Source organism: Streptomyces sp. NPDC051020, assembly GCF_040683105.1.
GTDB lineage: Bacteria > Actinomycetota > Actinomycetes > Streptomycetales > Streptomycetaceae > Streptomyces.
Window position 1 is genome coordinate 1 of record NZ_JBFBCG010000052.1, and the last position, 18,632, is coordinate 18,632.

The 18,632-nt window shown below is 70.4% G+C and carries 14 protein-coding genes and 3 pseudogenes; 9 read left to right on the top strand and 8 right to left on the bottom strand.

Annotation, left to right across the window (positions count from 1 at the left end; all coding sequences use genetic code 11):
* Positions 1 to 101: 101 nt before the first annotated feature.
* Positions 102 to 497 (bottom strand): hypothetical protein, encoded by a 396-nt coding sequence (locus AB0N06_RS25535; protein ID WP_366137001.1) that lies wholly within the window; start codon positions 495 to 497, stop codon positions 102 to 104.
* Between the two features lie 161 nt (positions 498 to 658).
* A complete protein-coding gene (locus tag AB0N06_RS25540; RefSeq protein WP_366137002.1) occupies positions 659 to 859 on the bottom strand; it encodes a hypothetical protein in 201 nt (66 codons plus the stop codon).
* Positions 860 to 1,370: 511 nt separating this feature from the next.
* Between AB0N06_RS25540 and AB0N06_RS25545 the strand changes: the two are divergent.
* Positions 1,371 to 2,050 (top strand): annotated as a pseudogene (locus tag AB0N06_RS25545) (recombinase family protein).
* Positions 2,051 to 2,216: 166 nt separating this feature from the next.
* A pseudogene (locus tag AB0N06_RS25550) lies at positions 2,217 to 3,337 on the top strand (IS630 family transposase).
* Positions 3,338 to 3,343: 6 nt separating this feature from the next.
* Here the strand turns inward: AB0N06_RS25550 and AB0N06_RS25555 are convergent.
* From AB0N06_RS25555 to AB0N06_RS25565, 3 genes are all read right to left on the bottom strand, one after another.
* Positions 3,344 to 3,814 carry a GNAT family N-acetyltransferase gene (locus AB0N06_RS25555; RefSeq protein ID WP_366137003.1) on the bottom strand — a complete coding sequence of 157 codons (471 nt, stop codon included), beginning with the start codon at positions 3,812 to 3,814 and terminating at the stop codon, positions 3,344 to 3,346.
* Positions 3,815 to 3,895: 81 nt separating this feature from the next.
* Positions 3,896 to 4,513 (bottom strand): recombinase family protein, encoded by a 618-nt coding sequence (locus AB0N06_RS25560; RefSeq protein WP_366137004.1) that lies wholly within the window; start codon positions 4,511 to 4,513, stop codon positions 3,896 to 3,898.
* Between the two features lie 213 nt (positions 4,514 to 4,726).
* Positions 4,727 to 5,395, bottom strand: coding sequence for a TetR/AcrR family transcriptional regulator (locus AB0N06_RS25565; RefSeq protein ID WP_366137005.1), 669 nt, complete (start codon positions 5,393 to 5,395; stop codon positions 4,727 to 4,729).
* A 58-nt stretch (positions 5,396 to 5,453) separates the two neighbouring features.
* Here AB0N06_RS25565 and AB0N06_RS25570 point away from each other — a divergent pair, with 58 nt between their 5' ends.
* The 4 genes from AB0N06_RS25570 to AB0N06_RS25585 all read left to right on the top strand — a co-directional run bounded on the left by AB0N06_RS25570 (position 5,454) and on the right by AB0N06_RS25585 (position 10,278).
* Entirely contained in the window at positions 5,454 to 6,902 is a 1,449-nt protein-coding gene (locus AB0N06_RS25570; RefSeq protein ID WP_366137006.1) for an MFS transporter, read from the top strand.
* Positions 6,902 to 7,294: a cupin domain-containing protein gene (locus tag AB0N06_RS25575; protein WP_366137045.1), complete on the top strand. Its 393-nt coding sequence runs from the start codon at positions 6,902 to 6,904 to the stop codon at positions 7,292 to 7,294. Before AB0N06_RS25570 ends, AB0N06_RS25575 begins: the two co-directional genes overlap by 1 nt.
* A 408-nt stretch (positions 7,295 to 7,702) precedes the next feature.
* Entirely contained in the window at positions 7,703 to 8,839 is a 1,137-nt protein-coding gene (locus AB0N06_RS25580) for a tyrosine-type recombinase/integrase (protein ID WP_366137007.1), read from the top strand.
* Positions 8,836 to 10,278, top strand: a complete 1,443-nt coding sequence (locus AB0N06_RS25585; RefSeq protein WP_366137047.1) for a hypothetical protein — start codon at positions 8,836 to 8,838, stop codon at positions 10,276 to 10,278. The genes AB0N06_RS25580 and AB0N06_RS25585 overlap by 4 nt, the downstream gene beginning before the upstream one ends.
* Positions 10,279 to 10,296: 18 nt before the next feature.
* Here the strand turns inward: AB0N06_RS25585 and AB0N06_RS25590 are convergent.
* Positions 10,297 to 11,463: pseudogene (locus AB0N06_RS25590) on the bottom strand (NF041680 family putative transposase); the annotation flags it as partial.
* Between the two features lie 425 nt (positions 11,464 to 11,888).
* Between AB0N06_RS25590 and tdh the strand changes: the two are divergent.
* From tdh to AB0N06_RS25605, 3 genes are all read left to right on the top strand, one after another.
* The gene (gene tdh, locus AB0N06_RS25595) at positions 11,889 to 12,917 is read left to right on the top strand and encodes an L-threonine 3-dehydrogenase (protein WP_366137008.1); all 1,029 of its coding nucleotides are present in this window, start codon (positions 11,889 to 11,891) and stop codon (positions 12,915 to 12,917) included.
* 41 nt (positions 12,918 to 12,958) lie between these two features.
* Entirely contained in the window at positions 12,959 to 14,152 is a 1,194-nt protein-coding gene (locus AB0N06_RS25600) for a glycine C-acetyltransferase (RefSeq protein WP_366137009.1), read from the top strand.
* A gap of 61 nt (positions 14,153 to 14,213) precedes the next feature.
* Entirely contained in the window at positions 14,214 to 15,122 is a 909-nt protein-coding gene (locus AB0N06_RS25605; RefSeq protein ID WP_366137010.1) for a LysR family transcriptional regulator, read from the top strand.
* A 126-nt stretch (positions 15,123 to 15,248) separates the two neighbouring features.
* Here the strand turns inward: AB0N06_RS25605 and AB0N06_RS25610 are convergent, their stop codons facing one another.
* Together AB0N06_RS25610 and AB0N06_RS25615 are read right to left on the bottom strand one after the other, a co-directional pair.
* Positions 15,249 to 17,837, bottom strand: a complete 2,589-nt coding sequence (locus AB0N06_RS25610; protein ID WP_366137011.1) for an FtsX-like permease family protein — start codon at positions 17,835 to 17,837, stop codon at positions 15,249 to 15,251.
* Positions 17,834 to 18,544, bottom strand: coding sequence for an ABC transporter ATP-binding protein (locus AB0N06_RS25615; RefSeq protein WP_366137012.1), 711 nt, complete (start codon positions 18,542 to 18,544; stop codon positions 17,834 to 17,836). Before AB0N06_RS25615 ends, AB0N06_RS25610 begins: the two co-directional genes overlap by 4 nt.
* Between the last annotated feature and the right edge of the window lie 88 nt (positions 18,545 to 18,632).

Below are 18,632 nucleotides of genomic sequence, written 5' to 3' on the forward strand. Positions count from 1 at the left end.
AGCGGATACGACGTCGACACTCGCATCCTTGCAGGCCAGCGGCACCTTTCTGCTACCGGGACGTCAGATCACCCAATTCCGCTGAATACCCAGGGTCGGTGCTACTCGCTGAGCATGTCGGCATTTCTACGAGACTTCGATGCTCTGCGGGACAGGTGCGCGAGCAGCTGGCCCGCGCCGACGGCAACGTAGAGCACGACCAGAACCCCGAGTGCGAGGTCGAGCCAGTCATAGGTCGCGCCCCTGAAGAGCGAGGCCCACGCCCTGTACCCCGCGACGGATCCGGCAACCACCAGCAGCACCGACGCCAAGGCATACAGCGCCTTCGCGGCCCTGGGCCGCCGCTCTTTGAGCAGTTCACCACCCGCACCGAGCGCTACCAGCGCGGCGAAGGCATGGTGCGGCTCCAGATGCCCCGTCCCGATCGCGTCCACGATGTTGATCAGAACGCCGATCGACCCGACGACCAGGACACCTTGGGATATACGGCGGCTCATCAGCCCTCTCCTTGCAGTCAAACTTCGTTGGCAATGAATCAATCTTCGCTGTCGTCGGATATCGGGCACTTCCCCCAGGATCGCGGTAACAGTCCGGGCGACTGTTACCCCACCTGACCTGGGGAAGTTTCATAAATCGGCCCTCAAATGAGGGAGCAAAACTAGAAGCGGGCGCCCCCGGTGCCCAACGGGCGGCGGCCCGGCGGCCGCGCCTCGACCACCTCGTTCTCGACCGCCAGGGCGGGCGGCTCGACGGCTGCCCGCTCTGCTGCTGTCCGGCCGCGTTCGCGCTGGCCGCCAATTGGCGACTGCTCCTCGGCGGTACGGGGTCCGGTGCCCAACGGGCGGCGGGTGGTGCTCACCTGCCCAAGTCTCCCAGTTCGCCGAACGGGTCGGGCCCACGGTGCCGCGCTGAGCGGAGCGCCCACGACGGGCTCGGCCACCTCGCGGCAGCTGCTGCTCCCCCTCGACCACGGCCGGCGGCGCGGTCTCCTCACGCTCCCGTCATCCGAGACGGCGGGAGTACGGCGCCCGGCCCCACTCCGGCGGAGTCGACGGCGAACCGAACCCGGCCGCCCCTCCCCCCTCCCCCCTCCCACTGCTGCCGTCTTTTGGCACTCCGGACGGGCCGCAGTCGGCAACGAGAGGCGGCTACGCGTGCCATGTGACGGTGGCCGATAGCACCAGGTAGGCCGCTGAGAGGGAAGCGCCGGCGGCGCTTCCCTCTCTGTGCATCAACCGATCCGTTGTTGGACAACGGCGCCCGGACGTCGACATGCCCGACCGGAGTCGACTTCTGGTGTCCAACAAGGGTGTTCAACAACAGAGGGCGTCCAGGAACCTCTTGGGGCCCTTTTCTGTACGGTGCAGTGCATGACGACTACCGCTGAGTGGGCGGACGCTGACAGCCCGCTGGAATCCTTCCCTGCCAACTCCTCCGGGGCTCGGGTCGGGTACGGGCGCGTGTCCACGAAGGGGCAGCTGCTCGACCGGCAGATTGCGGCGCTGACGGCGGCCGGCTGCGTTCGGGTCTTCACCGACAAAAGTCGGGCAAGAACGCGGAGCGCGAGGAACTGTGGCAGTGCCTCGACTACCTCTGGCCCGGCGACACCCTGGTGGTGCCCTCCCTCGACCGCCTGGGCCGCTCGATCCAAGACCTGATCGCCATCGTCTCGGGCCTCCGCAAGCGCGGTATCGGCTTCCAGTCGTTGCACGAGGCTCTCGACACCACGACCCCGGGCGGGCGCCTGGTGTTCCACGTGTTCGCCGCGCTCGCGGAGTTCATCCGGGAACTGATCGTGCAGGGCACGCACGAGGGTCTGGCGGCGGCTCGTGCCCGGGGCGAGCAGATCGGGCGGCCGCCAGCCATGAACGCGGAGCAAGTCCGGCACGCCCGCGCCCTCCTCGCGCAGCCGGAAAACACCATCACCTCGATCGCGAAGTTGCTCGGCGTCTCCCGTACGACGTTGTACAAGTACGTGCCGGAACTGGCCGCTGGCCGTGACTCCCTCATCTCTGGAGACAGCCCGGCCCTGCCCGCTCCCCGGTCCTGATCGGCGCAAGGGATTCTGGCGAAGACTTGCGCAGCCGTGTGACCTGCTAAAACGGCGGATTTTCGCGAGAGTTGCGTCGCTAGTGCTCTGACCGCGAAGGTTCGCCGGGTTGGTGATTGGGGCGGTTGGATGTGCGATGACATCCGATCCAACCGGTGGAGGTGCGGTGGCCGAGCCTGTCCGTGTGCGCAGGTTGACCGACCAGGAGGGGCAGAAGCTGCAGCAGATCGTGCGCCGGGGCAGCACCAGCTCGGTGCGCTACCGGCGCGCGATGATGCTGCTGGCCTCGGCCGGCGGGAACCGGGTCCCGGTGATCGCGAAGCTGGTGGCAGCGGACGAGGACACCGTCCGGGACGTGATCCACCGGTTCGACGATATCGGCCTGGCCTGCTTGGACCCTCGGTGGGCGGGAGGCCGTCCCCGCCTGCTCAGTCCTGACGACGAGGACTTCGTCGTCGCGACGGCCACCACTCGCCCGACCAAGCTGGGCCAGCCCTTCACCCGCTGGTCCGTCCGCAAGCTCGTCATCTACCTGCACAGGGTCCACGGCCGGGTGATCCGCATCGGTCGCGAGGCGTTACGGTGCCTGCTCGTCCGGCGCGGCGTCACCTTTCAGCGCACCAAGACATGGAAGGAGTCGCCCGACCGCGAGCGCGACGCCAAGCTGGACCGCATCGAGCACGTGTTGGAACGCTTTCCCGACCGGGATTTCGCGTTCGACGAGTTCGGACCGCTCGGCATCCGGCCCATCGCCGGGTCCTGTTGGGCCGAGCAGGGACATCCCGAGCGGCATCCCGCGACCTACCACCGCACCCACGGCGTCCGATACTTCCACGGCTGCTACTCGGTCGGCGACGACACGCTGTGGGGCGTCAACCGGCGCAAAAAGGGGCTCGTAACACCCTGGCAGCGCTGAGGTCGATCCGGGCGGCCCGCCCGGACGACGCCCCGATCTACGTGATCCTGGACAACCTGTCCGCCCACAAGGGCGACACCATCAGGCGCTGGGCGAAGAAGAACCGGGTCGAGCTGTGCTTTACCCCGACTTACGCGTCCTGGGCCAACCCGATCGAGGCCCACTTCGGGCCACTGCGGCAGTTCACCATCGCGAACTCCCATCACCCCAACCACACGGTCCAGACCCGGGAGTTGCACCGGTATCTGCGCTGGCGCAACCAAAACGCCCGCCATCCCGAGGTACTGTCCACTCAACGACGCGAACGTGCCCGTGTCCGCAGCGAGAAGGGCATCCGCTGGGGCGGACGACCACTCACCCGGGCGGCTTGAGCATCCTCAGGGCACTTGCTTTTCAGGTCGCCACAAGTACCGAATGTCCGGCTCACGTTCCTCGTTGCGGTGACCGTCTGTGGACTCGGCAGCGACGAAACCGTGCCGCTCATAGAAGCGACGTGCCGAATTGTTGACCTGGAACGTCCACAGCGCCAGCCCTGCCGGGCGACGCTGCTTCGCCAGATGCACGAGGCGGCTGCCGATGCCCTGGCCCTGCCAGGCCGGATCAAGATAGAGCTGGTCCAGGTCTGCGTCGGCCAGCACCATCATCCCGACCACGGAGCCTTCGACCGTGGCCACCCAGGTCTCCTGGCCGGGCACGACCACCTCCCGGAACCAGGACCGGACCTGGTCGTCCGTATGGGCTCGGCGCACGCTCGGAAGCGCCTCCAGGAAGGAACGCAGCCACACCTCGGCCACCGCAGCAGCGTCGGATTCGACCGCACGGCGGACGACGAAGTTGTTGATCTCCACAGCGCCGCATGCTCGCAGACAGACGGCAAGGCCGCATCCGACTTCTTGACGACGTTTGGACCAGAACGGAACCCGGTGAACCTATGCGGCCAGAGCACTAGCCCCCGCGTCCCTGAACCTCTCTCCACGGCTCCGGAGCCACATCCATCCAACTGCGATCCTTGGAGAGAACGCATGTACCTCAGTTCCGGCGGCGCGGCCCTGATGCTGGATGACGGCTGGTCGGCGGCCTCCCTTGTTGCCCTTGGCCTCGGCGGCCCGCAGCCCGTCGTAGGTCAACTCCCGCTGGAGGTCGCGCTGGAGTTCGCCGGCGGCGGCGAGGGTCTGCACCATGAACTTCACGGTGGACAGCAGTTCGCCGGTACGCGGGTGGCGGGCGGTGAGGTGCATGGCGGAGAACGCGCCGTCGTGGATGCGCAGGGCGAGGCGGTCGTGGTGCAGGACGTCCAGCACGTCGAGGATGTGCTTGGTGCCGCGCACGAGACGGAACATCTCGGAGATGTGCACGGTGTCGCCCGGTCGTGCGTACGAGAGCAGCTCGCCGAACTTCGGGCGCTGGAGAGGGTGGAGGCGGCTGGAGGCGCCGGGGTTCTCCTCGAAGACGACCGGGTTCTCGATTCCTGCCTCGTCGAGGACGAGGTTCTGACGGTTGGTCGACTGCTGGTCGGTCGACACCCGCTTGTAGACCAGGTTGGCCATGCCGCTCCCCGTCGTGTCGGTGGTCGCATTCGACCCTAGCTGTCAGTAAACCCTGTCATCATCCGCCATCGGATCTGATTGGATCCGTGCCGCCGACAGGCCCCGGAAAGTCCGGGTTCATTGGACGCCCACCACGCCTGTCGTCATTCGATCGTTTGCCGACACTTGAGAGCCGCGGTGTCAGCGGCCAGGCACATCGTCGGCGGCGAGCCGTCAGCGGCTGACGAGAAGGCCGTCCACCAGGGCCCGGAGCCCGTCCTGGTAAGTGTCCTCAGCGGTCAGCGGCGCCCAACGGTCCGCGGCCTGTGCCAAGCGGGGTAGCTCGCTCGGGTCGAGATCGGCGAAGACTTGCTCCCGGTAGGTCGCACGGTCATCGTCTGCGCGCCGTCGGGCCGCTGTTGTCCTGACCACGATCTCTCCGGCGGTGTAGTACCAGATCGCACGGTAGCCGTGCACGGCCCGGTCGGGGGAGAGGCCGCATTCGACCAGGCCGTCAACGATCTGCTCGACAAACCACAGCGCGGATGTGGACATCAAGTCGTCGGCGGTCAGCACCTCCACGATCCAGGGACAGGCGGCGAGCGCCTCGTGAATTGCGGTGGTGGCGGCGACGATCCGCTCGCGAGGGTGGGCGGGCAGTTCGGATCGGCGCAGTGTCCGTGCGGCGTAGTCGTCGAGCAGCAGGACGAGCAGTTCTTCCTTGTCGCGGACGTGGTGGTAGAGGGCCATGGGCGTACTGCCGATTTCCGTGGCCAGCCGCCGCATGGTTAGCCGGTCCACGCCTCCCTCATCCACGATCCGGCGGGCTGTCTCGATGATCTCCTCGCGAGAGATACGGGGAGGTCGGCCCTGGGTTTTGCGCGGTGCGGACGGCTGCGGCATGCCCACATCATCCCCCAGGTGTCGACAACGACCACCCCCTGACGCTAACTTTTCTTACATGTATAAAAACTCCCGAGAGAGGCCAGGCGTGGTGCTGGCGGCAGCCGCCGTCGCCCAGTTCGTCGTCGCCCTGGATATGTCCGTGGTCAACGTCGCATTACCCGCGATCCACGCGGCGTTGGGATTCGCGCCGCTCGACCTGTCGTGGGTCGTGCACGTGTACGCGCTCACGTTCGGCGGGTTCCTGCTGCTGGGGGGACGCGCTTGCGACCTGTACGGCCGGCGTCGGATGTTCGCGCTGGGGCTGACCGTCTTCGGGCTGTGCTCGCTGGCGGGCGGACTGGCTCAGGCGCCTTGGCAACTGATCGCCGCCCGCGCCGGGCAGGGCCTGGGCGCCGCCGCAGCTGCGCCGGCCGCGCTGGCGATGCTCACCACCACCTTCACCGAAGGCCCCCAGCGCGTACGCGCGCTCGGGGTGTGGAGCGCGGTGAACGCCGCAGGCGGCGCGCTGGGCGTGCTGGCAGGTGGACTGCTGACCGAATACGCGGGCTGGCGCTGGGTCATGCTGATCAACCTGCCCATCGTCGTGGCGGCTCTCGCGCTCATCCCCGCAGGGGTGCCCGCCGGAGCATCACCTGCCCGGCGCGAGAGCCTGGACGCGCTGGGCGCCGTCCTGGCGACAGGCGGAGTCGGGCTGCTGGTGCTCGGTGTCGTCCGCACCGACACCCTCGGCTGGGGGTCCCCGGTCACGTGGGCGGCCCTCGCCACCGCAGCCGGACTGCTGGTCGCCTTCATCTTCGCCGAGTCAAGGGTCACCGCACCGCTGCTGCGCCTCGGCCTGCTGCGCAGCCGTTGGGTCGTCGGCGCGAACGTGCTGGTGTTCCTGGCCGCGGCGGGGCAATTCACCGCGTTCTATTTCGTGTCCCTGTACATGCAGCAGGTCCTGGGCATGGGTGCCGCAGCAACCGGCACCGCATTTCTGCCCTTTTCTCTGGGCCTGGTCGCGGGAACCATCGTCGCGACCCGCATCACCACGTCACGCACCCCCCGTGTGTCCCTGGTGCCCGGCGCCCTGCTGGCCGCCGCGGGCCTGGCCTGGTTCGCCCTCATCCGCCCCGACGGCAGCTTCCTCACCGACGTGCTCGGCCCGTCCCTGGTCACCAGTGTCGGCGCCGGACTGGTCCTGGCCCCGGTCGCCGCCGCCGCGACCACCGGCGTCGCTCCGCGCGAGGCCGGCATGGCCTCCGGCCTCATGAACAGCTCCCGTCAACTCGGCGGCTCCATCGGCCTGGCGGCCCTGGCCACTATCGCTGCGCACCACACCGGCACGACCACCGACCCTGCCGCGCTCAACGACGGCTACGCCCTGGGCCTGGCCATCGCCGCCGCCATTTTCGTGCTCGCGGCGGTCGTGGCCATCGGCGTGCTGCCGCGCCGCCGAACCGTCACACCTCTCCCGCAATCCACCGCTCCTGCAGACAATCAACTGGAAGGAACACCGTCATGATGACGACCCCCACCGTCGACCTGTTCGCCTCGGCGCTGCATTTCCACCCCGACGGCGACGTCCGAGCCGTCGAACGGCAGATGACAAGCAACGACTCTGGCGCCTGGCAGATGGCCACGTTCCACGTCGAGACCGACGCAGACGTGCACGCCGACTACTGGGAGATGCACCCGGAAGCCGAGGAAGCGGTCTGCTGCCTGACCGGCGGTGTCCGCCTGTACTTCCGGGCCGACAGGCCCGGCGGCGAGGAAATGGTGCAGTTGCAGGCAGGCGCCGCCGTGGTCGTCCCCCGCGGTCGCTGGCACCGCCTGGAGCTGGAGACCCCCAGCGACCTGATGTCGATCACCCTTCGCAACGGCACCCGCCTCGAAAAGCGCACCGATACCCACTGAGCGGAAGGTGGCCCGGCAAAAGGGCTGCCGGGCCACCACGAACCTCGCCCGAAGACTTGGCGGCGCCTGGCCCGCCGACACAAGGTGTTCATCGCGCTTGTCGGAGACCTCGCGCACCCGGCCGGACCCCACAAGGTGACGATCGTCCGGGACGGCACCGTTATCCACGGTGTAGCTGAGCCCTCAGCGTCCATCACCCTGGAGCGGGGGCCGGTTCGCCCTCGGGGACGCGCGGCCGGGGCACGGACCGGGCGGTCAGGTCCAGGTCGAGGCGCCGGTTCATGTCCAACTCGAACCGGCCGTAAATCTCCTTATCTGGACACCTTCGAGTGATGCCTGAATCGGCGCCGTGGCGGTGGAGGCGGAGGTCTCGTTGGGCTGTCCGAGTGCAGGCTCGGGGAGGCCAGTGTGCGGGTGGTCAAAGAACGCGACGGCGGCGTCGTACGGCGAGTTCGGTTGGTCGACGGTGACGGTGAACCGGTCGCGGCAGCCTGCCGGTTCCTGGACCATCTGGTCGACCGGGGCTTCTCGCCGCACACGGTCTGCGCGTACGCGTACGACCTGCGGCGCCTGTTCACCTTCCTCGCTGCTGAGGGCATGGATTGGCGCGAGTTCCGGGGCCCGGATGCCTTGCGGCTGCTGGCGTTCCTGCGGCGGGCACCGTCGCGTCGGCCCGCCCAACGGCTCGGCCTGACGGTCGTGGTCGGTGGCCCGGAGGCGCCGGGCAGTCTGCTCGCACCGGCGACGGTGAATCGGATCTTGGCTGCGGTCTCCAGCTTCTACGACTGGGCGGTGGTCGCCGAGGAGTACGACGGCGACTCCCCGATGCAGAAGCGTCTCGACCCGGCACTGGCCCGGGTGCCGGACCGGCATCAGCCGTTCATGGGCCGTGCGAGCCGTCAGCAGCCGATGCGCCGCACGGTGACGGTCAAGCAGCCGCGGCGGCTGCCGCGTCCGGTGGACGAGGCGGTGCTGGAGCATTTCATCGGCAGCCTGAAGCGGCTGCGGGATCTGGCGGTGTTCTTGCTGATGCTGGACGGCGGGCTGCGGCCGGGCGAGGTGCTCTCGCTGCATCTGGACGACGTCTCCTACGGCCGCCGCAGGGTGACGGTCCGCAAGCGCGACGACCACCCGCGCGGAGTCCGCGGCAAGTCCCGCACCGAGCGGGTCGTGGACCTGCACGAGCCTCGCACCCTGGACGCGGTGAGCCGCTACGTGATGCACGAGCGCCCGCTCGATGCGGCCGGCCCGTTCGTGTTCCTGGTCGGCGGCAAGGGCACCCGCCGTCTGGAGCCGCTGGGCTACGACGCGGTGGTGCGGCTGTTCGCGCGGCGGCTGGACAAGCTCGGCCTGCGCACGCCGGAGACTACGCCCCACGCGCTGCGGCACACCCACGCCATCGCGATGTGGGAGGGCGGGATGCGGGAGCTGTCGCTGCAGAAGCGATTGGGACACGCGTCGCCGGAGTCGACGAAGGTCTACACCCGGGTCTCCGACGAGGCCGTGCTGGCCGACTACACCCGCGCGTGGGAGAACAACCGGTGACCGCGCTCGCCCTGGCGCCCGCCCCGGAACCGGACCGCCGCCGGTGCCACGCGCCGAGGGAGGAGTACTTCGGCTGGGTCCGGGCGACGTTCGCCGATGCTTCGGCGTCGATCAAGTCCCGCCGCTACTTCTACAACCGCTTCCTCAAGCACTGGCCGGACCTGGAGGACTGGTTTGCCGAGCCCTTGCTGGTCCGCCTGGACCTGCACGGACGCGTCGCGCATGAGCCCGGCAAACGCATCGGGCCGTCCCACGAGGCAGGCCCCTATCTCGCCTACCTCTCGCTGGTGCACGGTCTCCGGCTGGACGCCGACTACGTCCTCAGCCGGAACTTCGACAGCCTGTTCGTCCCCAAGTTCGCCGCCGGTCTCGGGCTGGACCTGGATCTGCTCGATTCGTTCTCCGCCCGCATGTTCCAGTTCGGTTATGCGCCGGTCAGCGGGCGGTCCGTCCTCACCTGGACCTTCACCCGCCTTCTCCTGATGCGCGGTGACCCCGATCTGCGCGCGATCCGGCTCGACGACCTCACCGCGCTCGCCGAAGAGATCAAGCGCTACTGCGCCCGGCCGGAGGCCGGGTTCGTGCGGGCCAGCCATGTCTCCAACGCGCGCCGCCGCATGCCTATGGACCAGCTCGCCGAGATCTACCAGAAGGCGTGTCTGACCAGGCTGCACGGCGTCCATGTGCTGTTGTTCAACATCGGGCAGGTCCCCGAGCCGCCGTTCCACGGCCTGAAGACCGCCGAACTCTGGCGGACCGAGCTCACCCCTCCCGAGACGCCGCCGGCGCTCGCCGCACCGGTGACGCGCTGGCTGTCGGGTCGGTTGCAGACCAGCGACCGCGCGGAGTCGGTCCGCCACTCACGCGACGCCTTCCGCTACTTCCTGCGCTGGCTCGCCCGGGCCCACCCCGAAGTCGATGCGATGATCCAGCTGGAGCGGCGGCACATCGAGGGCTTCATGGCCCACCTGCACGAGCACATCAACGCCCGGACCGGACGGCCGCTGACGGCACGGTCCCGCTACACCTACCTCAGCCCCCTGCTTCAGTTCTTCCGCGAGACCAGCCAATGGGGCTGGAACGATGTCCCCGGCCGGCCCCTGCTCGGCCGGTCGGACATGCCCAAACTCCCCTCCGCTCTGCCGCGGTTCATCCCCCGGGCCGAGCTGGACCGCCTCATGGACGCGGTCGAGGAACTCGAAGACCCCCATCAGCGCGCCGCCCTGTTGCTGCTGCGCTGGAGCGGTGCCCGGCGCGGGGAGATCGCACGGCTGGCCCTGGACTGCCTGGACGCCTACCCCGACGGCTATCCGCGGCTGCGGATCCCGGTCGGCAAGACCTACACCGAGCGCATGGTGCCGCTGCATCCCCAGGCGGCAGACGCCCTGCTCGCCGGACCAGTGCGTACGCCGCCTCGGCGATGGAGGACCCCGCGCTGATACGGGCGATTGCTGCCCCGCGGCGATGATGAGCCAGGTCCACAGGTCGGCGGTGTCCGTGTGGCGGATTTTCGGGGCGGTCCATCCGAGCGTCTGCTTCATCAGCCTGAATGTGTGCTCCAGGTCGAAGCGGCGGAGGAAAGACTGCCACCAGCGGTCCACATCCGCGGGTGTGGCGTCGGCGGCCGATGACCACAGCCAGACGGGTTTCGGGTCGCGGCCGCCCGGCAGCCGCTCGACCTTCAGCCGCATTAACGTGCCGTGCAGGATGGGCAGTTCCTCGTCCGCGTGCTCCAGCCAGGGGCCGCGGTGGGTGATTCTGGGGTGCATCCGGTACCAGGCCGTCGCCTTGGCGGTGCCGTAGCGGGTGGTGTCCGTGGAGGTGGTGACGTCGGGTTGGTGCCAGGTGTCGGGCTTGGTGAAGGTCAGGACGCCGCCGTGCCTGCGGGGCCGCCCGCCCTTCGGCCCGGAGCGGGCGGGACCCGGGTCGCGGAGCATGACGCGGTCCGAGCGCAGACGTCCGACCAGCACGACCGGCAGATCCGCCAGGACGTGGGAGAGGTAGGCGACGTCGTAGCCGCTGTCCATGGCGATCAGGATCTCGGGGTCGCCCGGCCGCCAGTGCCCGGCCATGGCCAATCGGCTGACGACTTCGCGGAGTTGGCTGGCGGTGACCTGGGTGGCGTCGTCCGCCTGGCCCAGGCGGACCGCGTCCAGGAGAGCGCCCCAGGAGGTGCGGCCGGACTCCAGGGCGGCGACGAAGGAATACGGTCAGCCGGGCACGAACTGGTCCGAGCTGCGGTCACCACGTCCGTAGACGTGGCAGAACAATCGCTCGTCGCTGGTCGGTGCATCGGGCCGCAGCCAGTGCGACACATCCGCGGCGAGCACGATCCGCCCGTCGGCCGCCTTCGGCAGCGGCAGGCCGGCCAGGGCGCGGCGCAACCGCGCCGGCTCCAGCCAGCCCTGGTCCAGGGCGGCATACGGCGCGCCGTGCCCGCGCCGGTGCTCGGCCGCCAGCGACAGCTCGACCAAGGTCTTCACCGGCCCGTCCGCGCACAGCACCGCATCGGTGAGCTCGAAGAGCGCATCCGCGCGGGCGTAGAGACACTCGTAGAACTCGACCCGAAAGCGGGACAACAGGCCCAATGCCTCGCTTCCGGGCACATCGACGGGCAGACTCATGGGCAGCGGCCGTTCCTTGCGTGCTTCGTTACTCGACATCTCGAAGCGTGAAGAACGGCCGCCTCATATGCACCGGGATCCCAGCGATCTCAGCAGGTCGAGTGACCAGCGACGGTAAACGTCAAGCTGAGACCGCCGCCGGCGCTGCGTTGGCGCGCGTCGATCTGAGCGGTGTGGCGCGGCAGAAAGCCGGTGTCAAGAGGGCGTGAAGCGGAGCTGCGGCTGCGCTTAAGAAAACCTCGATGGACCTGTGGCGCGGGGTACGGCAGATTTCTCCGTGACGGCGGAGGATGGTGCGCGGCAGCCGATCACCGTGCGTGCTGCCCCCATGCCGTCCCTCTCATCTTCCCCGGGCCGCAGGCTCCCTTCGAGGCTGCCCCCGGCCCGGGGCGTTCACCTCGCACCACGTACAGGGAGCCGCAGCCGTGAAGGCACTTGTGAAGCAGAAGGCCGAGCCCGGACTCTGGCTGATGGACGTTCCCGAGCCGGAGATCGGCCCCTCGGACGTGCTGATCAAGGTCCTCCGTACCGGCATCTGCGGAACCGACCTGCACATCCGCAACTACGACGGCTGGGCGCAGCAGGCCGTGAAGACGCCGCTCGTCCTCGGCCACGAGTTCGTCGGCGAGGTCGCCGCGATCGGCGCCGATGTCGTCGACATCACCGTCGGCGACCTGGTCAGCGGCGAAGGCCACCTGGTCTGCGGCAAGTGCCGCAACTGTCTGGCCGGGCGCCGCCACCTCTGCCGCTCCACCGTCGGGCTCGGCGTCGGCCGGGACGGAGCGTTCGCCGAGTACGTCGCGCTGCCCGCCTCCAACGTGTGGGTGCACCGGGTCCCCGTCGACCTCGACATCGCCGCGATCTTCGACCCGTTCGGCAACGCCGTGCACACCGCGCTGTCCTTCCCACTGGTCGGCGAGGACGTCCTGATCACCGGCGCCGGTCCGATCGGCATCATGGCCGCGGCCGTCGCCAACCACGCGGGCGCCCGCAACGTCGTCATCACCGACGTCAGCGAGGCCCGGCTCGAACTCGCCCGGAAGGTCGGCGTCAGCCTCGCCCTCAATGTCGCCGAGGAGACCATCGCCGACGGCCAGCGCCACCTCGGCCTGCGCGAGGGCTTCGACATCGGCCTGGAGATGTCCGGCCGCCCCGAGGCCATGCGCGACATGATCGCGAACATGACGCACGGCGGACGGATCGCCATGCTCGGACTGCCGTCCGACGAGTTCGCCGTCGACTGGTCCCGCGTCGTCACCTCGATGATCACGATCAAGGGCATCTACGGCCGCGAGATGTACGAGACCTGGTACGCCATGTCCGTCCTGCTGGAGGGCGGCCTCGACCTCGCCCCCGTGGTCACCGGACGGTACGGCTACCGCGACTTCGAGGCGGCCTTCGACGACGCGGCGAGCGGACGCGGCGGCAAGGTCATCCTCGACTGGACCGTCTGACCGACCTCGTACCGGCCCGTACACACCAGGAGACACCCCTCATGTTCGACTCCGTACGCGACGACATGCGCACGACTCTCGACGAGATCAAGGCCGCCGGGCTCCACAAGCCCGAGCGTGTGATCGGCACCCCGCAGTCCGCGTCCGTCGCCGTCACCGCCGGTGGCCGCCCCGGTGAGGTGCTCAACTTCTGCGCCAACAACTACCTGGGGCTCGCCGACCACCCCGAGGTGATCAGCGCCGCCCACGAGGCGCTGGACCGCTGGGGCTACGGGATGGCCTCGGTCCGCTTCATCTGCGGCACGCAGGAGGTCCACAAGGAGCTGGAGCAGCGGCTCTCGTCGTTCCTCGGCCAGGAGGACACGATCCTCTACTCCTCCTGCTTCGACGCCAACGGCGGCGTGTTCGAGACCGTCCTCGGCCCGGAGGACGCGGTCATCTCCGATGCCCTCAACCACGCCTCCATCATCGACGGCATCCGCCTCTCCAAGGCCAAGCGGTTCCGCTACGCCAACCGCGACATGGACGACCTGGAGCAGCAGCTCAAGGAGGCGTCCGGGGCGCGGCGCCGGCTCATCGTCACCGACGGCGTGTTCTCCATGGACGGGTACGTCGCCCCGCTCCGCGAGATCTGCGACCTGGCCGACCGGTACGACGCCATGGTCATGGTCGACGACTCGCACGCCGTCGGCTTCGTGGGCCCCGGCGGCCGCGGCACGCCTGAACTGCACGACGTCATGGACCGCGTCGACATCATCACCGGCACGCTCGGCAAGGCGCTCGGCGGTGCCTCCGGCGGCTACGTAGCGGCCCGCGCCGAGATCGTCGCACTGCTGCGCCAGCGGTCCCGTCCGTACCTCTTCTCCAACTCCCTCGCCCCGGTCATCGCGGCGGCCTCGCTCAAGGTCATCGACCTGCTGGAGTCCGCCGGTGACCTGCGCGAGCGGCTGGCTGCCAACACCGCGCTCTTCCGTAACCGGATGACCGAGGAAGGCTTCGACATCCTGCCCGGCGACCACGCCATCGCCCCCGTGATGATCGGGGACGCGGCGAAGGCAGGCCGGATGGCGGAGCTGCTCCTGGAGCGCGGTGTGTATGTGATCGGGTTCTCCTACCCGGTCGTCCCGCAGGGCGCGGCGCGTATCCGCGTCCAGCTGTCGGCCGCGCACTCGACGGACGACGTGAACCGTGCGGTGGACGCGTTCCTCGAGGCGCGGGCCGCGCTCGGCGAGTAGTTCCACGAGCGGGGCGGTCCCAGGTCCCGTACACCCCTCGGGACCTGGGACAATGGATCACATGATCGATGCACGGCGGCTGCGTATTCTCCGTGCGGTGGCCGACCACCGCACCGTGACTGCGGCAGCCGCCGCGCTGTATCTGACGCCGTCCGCCGTCTCCCAGCAGCTCGCCGCCCTGGAACAGGAGACCGGCCACCGGCTGGTCGACCGCAGCGCCCGTGGCGCACGGCTCACACCGGCCGGCGAGATCCTGCTGACCCACACCAATGCGGTGCTGGCCCAGCTGGAACGGGCCGAGGCGGAGCTCGCCGCGTACGGGGCGGGAGACGCCGGTACGGTCACGGTCGCCGCGTTCGCCACCGGCATCGGGCTCGTGCTCGCCCCCGCCATCGCCGAACTGACGCTGACCGCGCCCGGCATCCGGGTCCGGGTACAGGACGCGGAAGGCGACGCGAGCGTGCCGATGGTGCTCGACCGGCAGGTCGATGTGGCGGTCGCCGTCGAATACCGGGGCGCGCCCGGCGAGGACGACCGGCGGCTGACCCGGGTGCCGCTGTACTCGGAGCCGTTCGACGCCGTGCTGCCGGTGGGGCACCGGCTGGCCGGCCAGGACCAGGTGGCGATCGCGGACCTGGAGAAGGACCCGTGGATCGGCCCGTACCCCGGCAACCCGTGCCACGACGTGGTCGTGCTCTCCTGCGAATTCGCCGGCTTCCAGCCGAGACTGGAGCACTCCTCGGACGACTTCCGCGCGGTGGTGGCACTCGCCGGAGCGGGGGCTGGGGTGGCACTGGTGCCGAGGTCGGCGCTGCGGGGGATGGAACTCGCGGGGGTGGTGGTACGCCCGGTGGAGGGCAGCGCACCGACCCGGCGGGTGTTCGCCGCGGTACGGCAGGGGGCGGAAGGGCATCCCCTGATCCATCCGGTGCTCGACGCGTTGCGGGGGGCGGCGGGGCGGGTGCTGTAGGCATCCTTCGGCCGGTCTGGCGCTTGAGGACGGAGCGCTTCCGTGGCGGGCCGGAGCCGGCCGGGCGGGACGATGCAAGCCCGTCCGGAGATCGAGGACTGAGGCCTCCGGCCGCCCACCGCACCCTCACCGCCTCCTGACGCGGCCACCGGACGCCCCCGGGATCACCACGCCCGCCACCGCAGCCACCAGCACCGCCCCCGCCAGCACCCCGTACCGCACCGGCTCCAGATACGGCACCGTCCCCGCCGCCGACACCGCGAACGCCGTCAGAGGGACCGCCGCCACCGCCGTGCCGATCGTCAGGCCCGCCACGGCCACCAGCCCCGTCTCCAGGAACAGCATCCGCGTCACCTGCCTGCGCCCCGCACCCACCAGCCGCAGCAGGCGGAATTCCCGTCGGCGGCCCACCGTGATCAGGGTCAGCGTGCTCACCACCGCCAGCAGCGCGAACCCGCCGATCACCCCGACCCCGATGACGATCAGCGCGTCGTCCTCCTCCGACGACGACGGCGCGATCCGTACGTCGTCCGCCGTCGCGGCCCGGACCTGCGCGCCGGCGTACGGGGCGACCGCGTGGCGTACCGACGCCGCAGCCGGCCCTTTCTCCGAGCGGACCAGGATCCGGGCATCGCGCGCCGCCGACACATGGCCGGTCAGCGCCTCGCGTGGCAGCATGAACTCGCCGAGCCCCAGGGCCCGTTCGTACACCGCCACCACCTGCAGCCGCGTCTGCGTACCGTCACCGAGCCGCAGCCGCACCCGGTCCCCGACGCCGACGCCGAGCTCGTCCGCCCGATCCCTGCCGACCGCGACCGTGGAGCGCCCCGTCAGGGCGGCCAGGTCACCCGATACGACGCCTGGATCGACCGTGCCGGACAGCTCGGCCGCCGTCACACCCAGCACCGGGTAGCGGTCCAGCTTCGGATCGCCCATCTCGTGGTGCGCGAGCATGACCGACGACCGCAGCACACCTGTCGCAGCCGCCACACCCGGCGCCTTGCGCACCGCGGCCGCCGCGTCCGCGGGCAGCCCCGCCGGAGCCGTCACCACCAGGTCCGCCCGCAGCGCGGTCGCCGACTGCCGGTCGGCGGCCCGTTCCAGCGTCGCCGCCGCCGTCAGCTGGACGCAGACGAACGCGACCACCAGCACGATCGGCGTGATCGCCGCGCCCAGCCGCCGGTGGTGCGCGGCGGCCGACTTCGCCGCCAGGAACCCGGAGACACCGCCCGCACGTCGCAGCGGCGCACCCAGCACCCGCGTCGACGCCCGTGCGATCCACGGCCCGAGCAGCGCCACCGCGACGACCAGCGATGTCGCCGCACCCGACGCGGCCACCGCGGCCGCCTGACCGCCCTGAGCCATGGCCGCGCCCGCCGAACCGACCCCGGCGACGGCCAGCAGCATGCCCGCACCGGTCCGCAGCCGGCCCGGCTCATCCGGCTCGGGGGCGCGCGCCGCACTCAGCGCGGCGGCGGGCCGCATCCCGGTGATCGACCGGGCGGCGAGCAGCGAGACCGGACGTGCGGCCCCGGCGACGACCACCGCGGCGGCCACGGCAGCCGCGAGCGGCAGCCACAGCGGCACGGGCAGCGGCAGCGGATCCGTCGTCAGCAGCGACCGCATCAGCAGCCCCAGCGGTACGGCCCCGACCCCGCCCAGCACCACCGCCGCACCGGCCACCCGACTCACCTCCCGGCCGACCGCCGACCTGAGCTGCCGCGGCGTCGCGCCGACCGCCCGCAGCAGCGCCAGCTCACCGGAGCGCTGGTGGACCGCCTGGGAGACGGTCGTGGAAAGAACGAGAAGCGCCACCATGAGGACCGTGCCCGCGATCGAGCCGAGCAGCGCCAGGAGAGCACCGCGCCCGCCCAGCGCGTCCAGGTGCTCGGCCTCTCCGCGTGCGGGGCCGGTGAGGACCCGGATGCCGCGCCCGGTGTCCGTACGGTTGGGCAACGCGTCGCCCAACGAGTCCCGCAACGCGTCCGAGGAGACGCCGTCCCGCGCGACGATCCCGACCGCGTCGACCGTGCCGGGGTGCCCGGCCAGCGCGGTCAGCCGCGCTTCGGTGAAGAAGACTGCGGGGGTGCCCTCGCCCCGGCTGCCCGCGTCTGCGACACCGCTGACGGTGTATGGGCGCGCGGCGCCGTCCACCTGGAGTTCCACAGCCGAGCCGACCTCGGCCCCGGCGGTTGCCAGCGCCCGGTCGACGACCACCTCGTCCGCACTCCGCGGCGCCCGGCCGGAGGTCAGCTCGTACGGGGTGAGCACCGCCGACGGCCAGGAACGGCCGACCGCACCGGCGCCACCACTCAGCGTCAGCGGCACCGAGTCGTCCGCGACCGCCTTCGCCACCCCGTCGGCCGCCGCGGCTTTCGCCACCACGGCCCGGTCAAGCCGGGCCCGTTCCGACAGATATGCCGTCACCGTCATCGGCTCACTGCCCCACGGCTTCGCCGTGTACGACACCTTCTGGTCGGCCGCCACCACCGCGTCCGCGCCCGCGTACCGCGCCACCGGGGGCCGCGCCAGCAGCAGCGAGCCGAGCACCAGCGCGAACGCGCCGATCAGCGCCGCCGTGGCCGCCGTCGTGGCGAACACCGCGGCCCAGGCCCGCCGGTGCGCTGTCAGCGAGCGCCTGGCCAGGAACGCCGACGCGCGCCGCCACCCGGACCGCGCCCGCACGGTCTCCGCCTTCCGGATCCTCGTGCTCATCGCAGCCGCCCGCCGTCCATCGTCAGTACGGTGTCCGCCCAGCTCGCCGCCACCGGATCATGGGTGACCATGACGACCGTACGGCCGTCGATCCGGACCGCGTCCCGCAGCAGACCGAGGACCAGCGCCGCCGACTCCGGGTCCAGGGACGCCGTCGGCTCGTCCGCGAAGATCACCGCGGGTTCGGTCACCAGCGCCCGGGCCACCGCGACCCGCTGCTGCTGGCCGCCCGAGAGCGTGGTCGGACTCTCCGCCCCGCGCCCCGAAAGACCCACGCGGGCCAGCAGATCCTGCCCACGGCCCAGCACCCCGGCGTCGCCCGGATCCGCTCCGGCGAGCACCAGCGGCAGCACGACGTTCTCCTCGATGGACAGCGACGGCACCAGGTTCAGTGCGTGCGACTGGAAGACGAAGCCCACCCGGTCCCGGCGGAGCCGGGTCAGTGCCGCCTCGCTCAGCGACCCCAGGTCGGTGCCACCGATCCGTACCGTTCCCGAGGTGGGACGGTCCAGCCCCGCCGCGCACTGCAGGAATGTGCTCTTGCCGGACCCGGAAGGGCCGACCACCGCGGTGAAGCTCCCGGCCGGAACCGCGCAGCTCACCGCGTCGAGCGCCATCATCTCCCGAGCGCGGCCGCGCCGCCCATAGCGCCGGCTCACCGACTCCAGGCTCAGCGCGGTCGCCCGCACTGCCGTGACCGTGTCCACCGTTGGTTACCTCCGCTGTTGTTGACATACCGCCTGACCTGCATAAACGTTAGGAGCGAGCGGGGTTGCGGGGGAGAGAGCGTGCTCC

Coding starts and splice junctions, on each gene's coding strand:
- AB0N06_RS25535 (WP_366137001.1), bottom strand. CDS start 497: ATGAGCCGCCGTATATCCCAAGGTGTCCTGGTCGTCGGGTCGATCGGC.
- AB0N06_RS25560 (WP_366137004.1), bottom strand. CDS start 4,513: ATGGCCAACCTGGTCTACAAGCGGGTGTCGACCGACCAGCAGTCGACC.
- AB0N06_RS25565 (WP_366137005.1), bottom strand. CDS start 5,395: ATGCCGCAGCCGTCCGCACCGCGCAAAACCCAGGGCCGACCTCCCCGT.
- AB0N06_RS25570 (WP_366137006.1), top strand. CDS start 5,454: ATGTATAAAAACTCCCGAGAGAGGCCAGGCGTGGTGCTGGCGGCAGCC.
- AB0N06_RS25575 (WP_366137045.1), top strand. CDS start 6,902: ATGACGACCCCCACCGTCGACCTGTTCGCCTCGGCGCTGCATTTCCAC.
- AB0N06_RS25600 (WP_366137009.1), top strand. CDS start 12,959: ATGTTCGACTCCGTACGCGACGACATGCGCACGACTCTCGACGAGATC.
- AB0N06_RS25605 (WP_366137010.1), top strand. CDS start 14,214: ATGATCGATGCACGGCGGCTGCGTATTCTCCGTGCGGTGGCCGACCAC.
- AB0N06_RS25610 (WP_366137011.1), bottom strand. CDS start 17,837: ATGAGCACGAGGATCCGGAAGGCGGAGACCGTGCGGGCGCGGTCCGGG.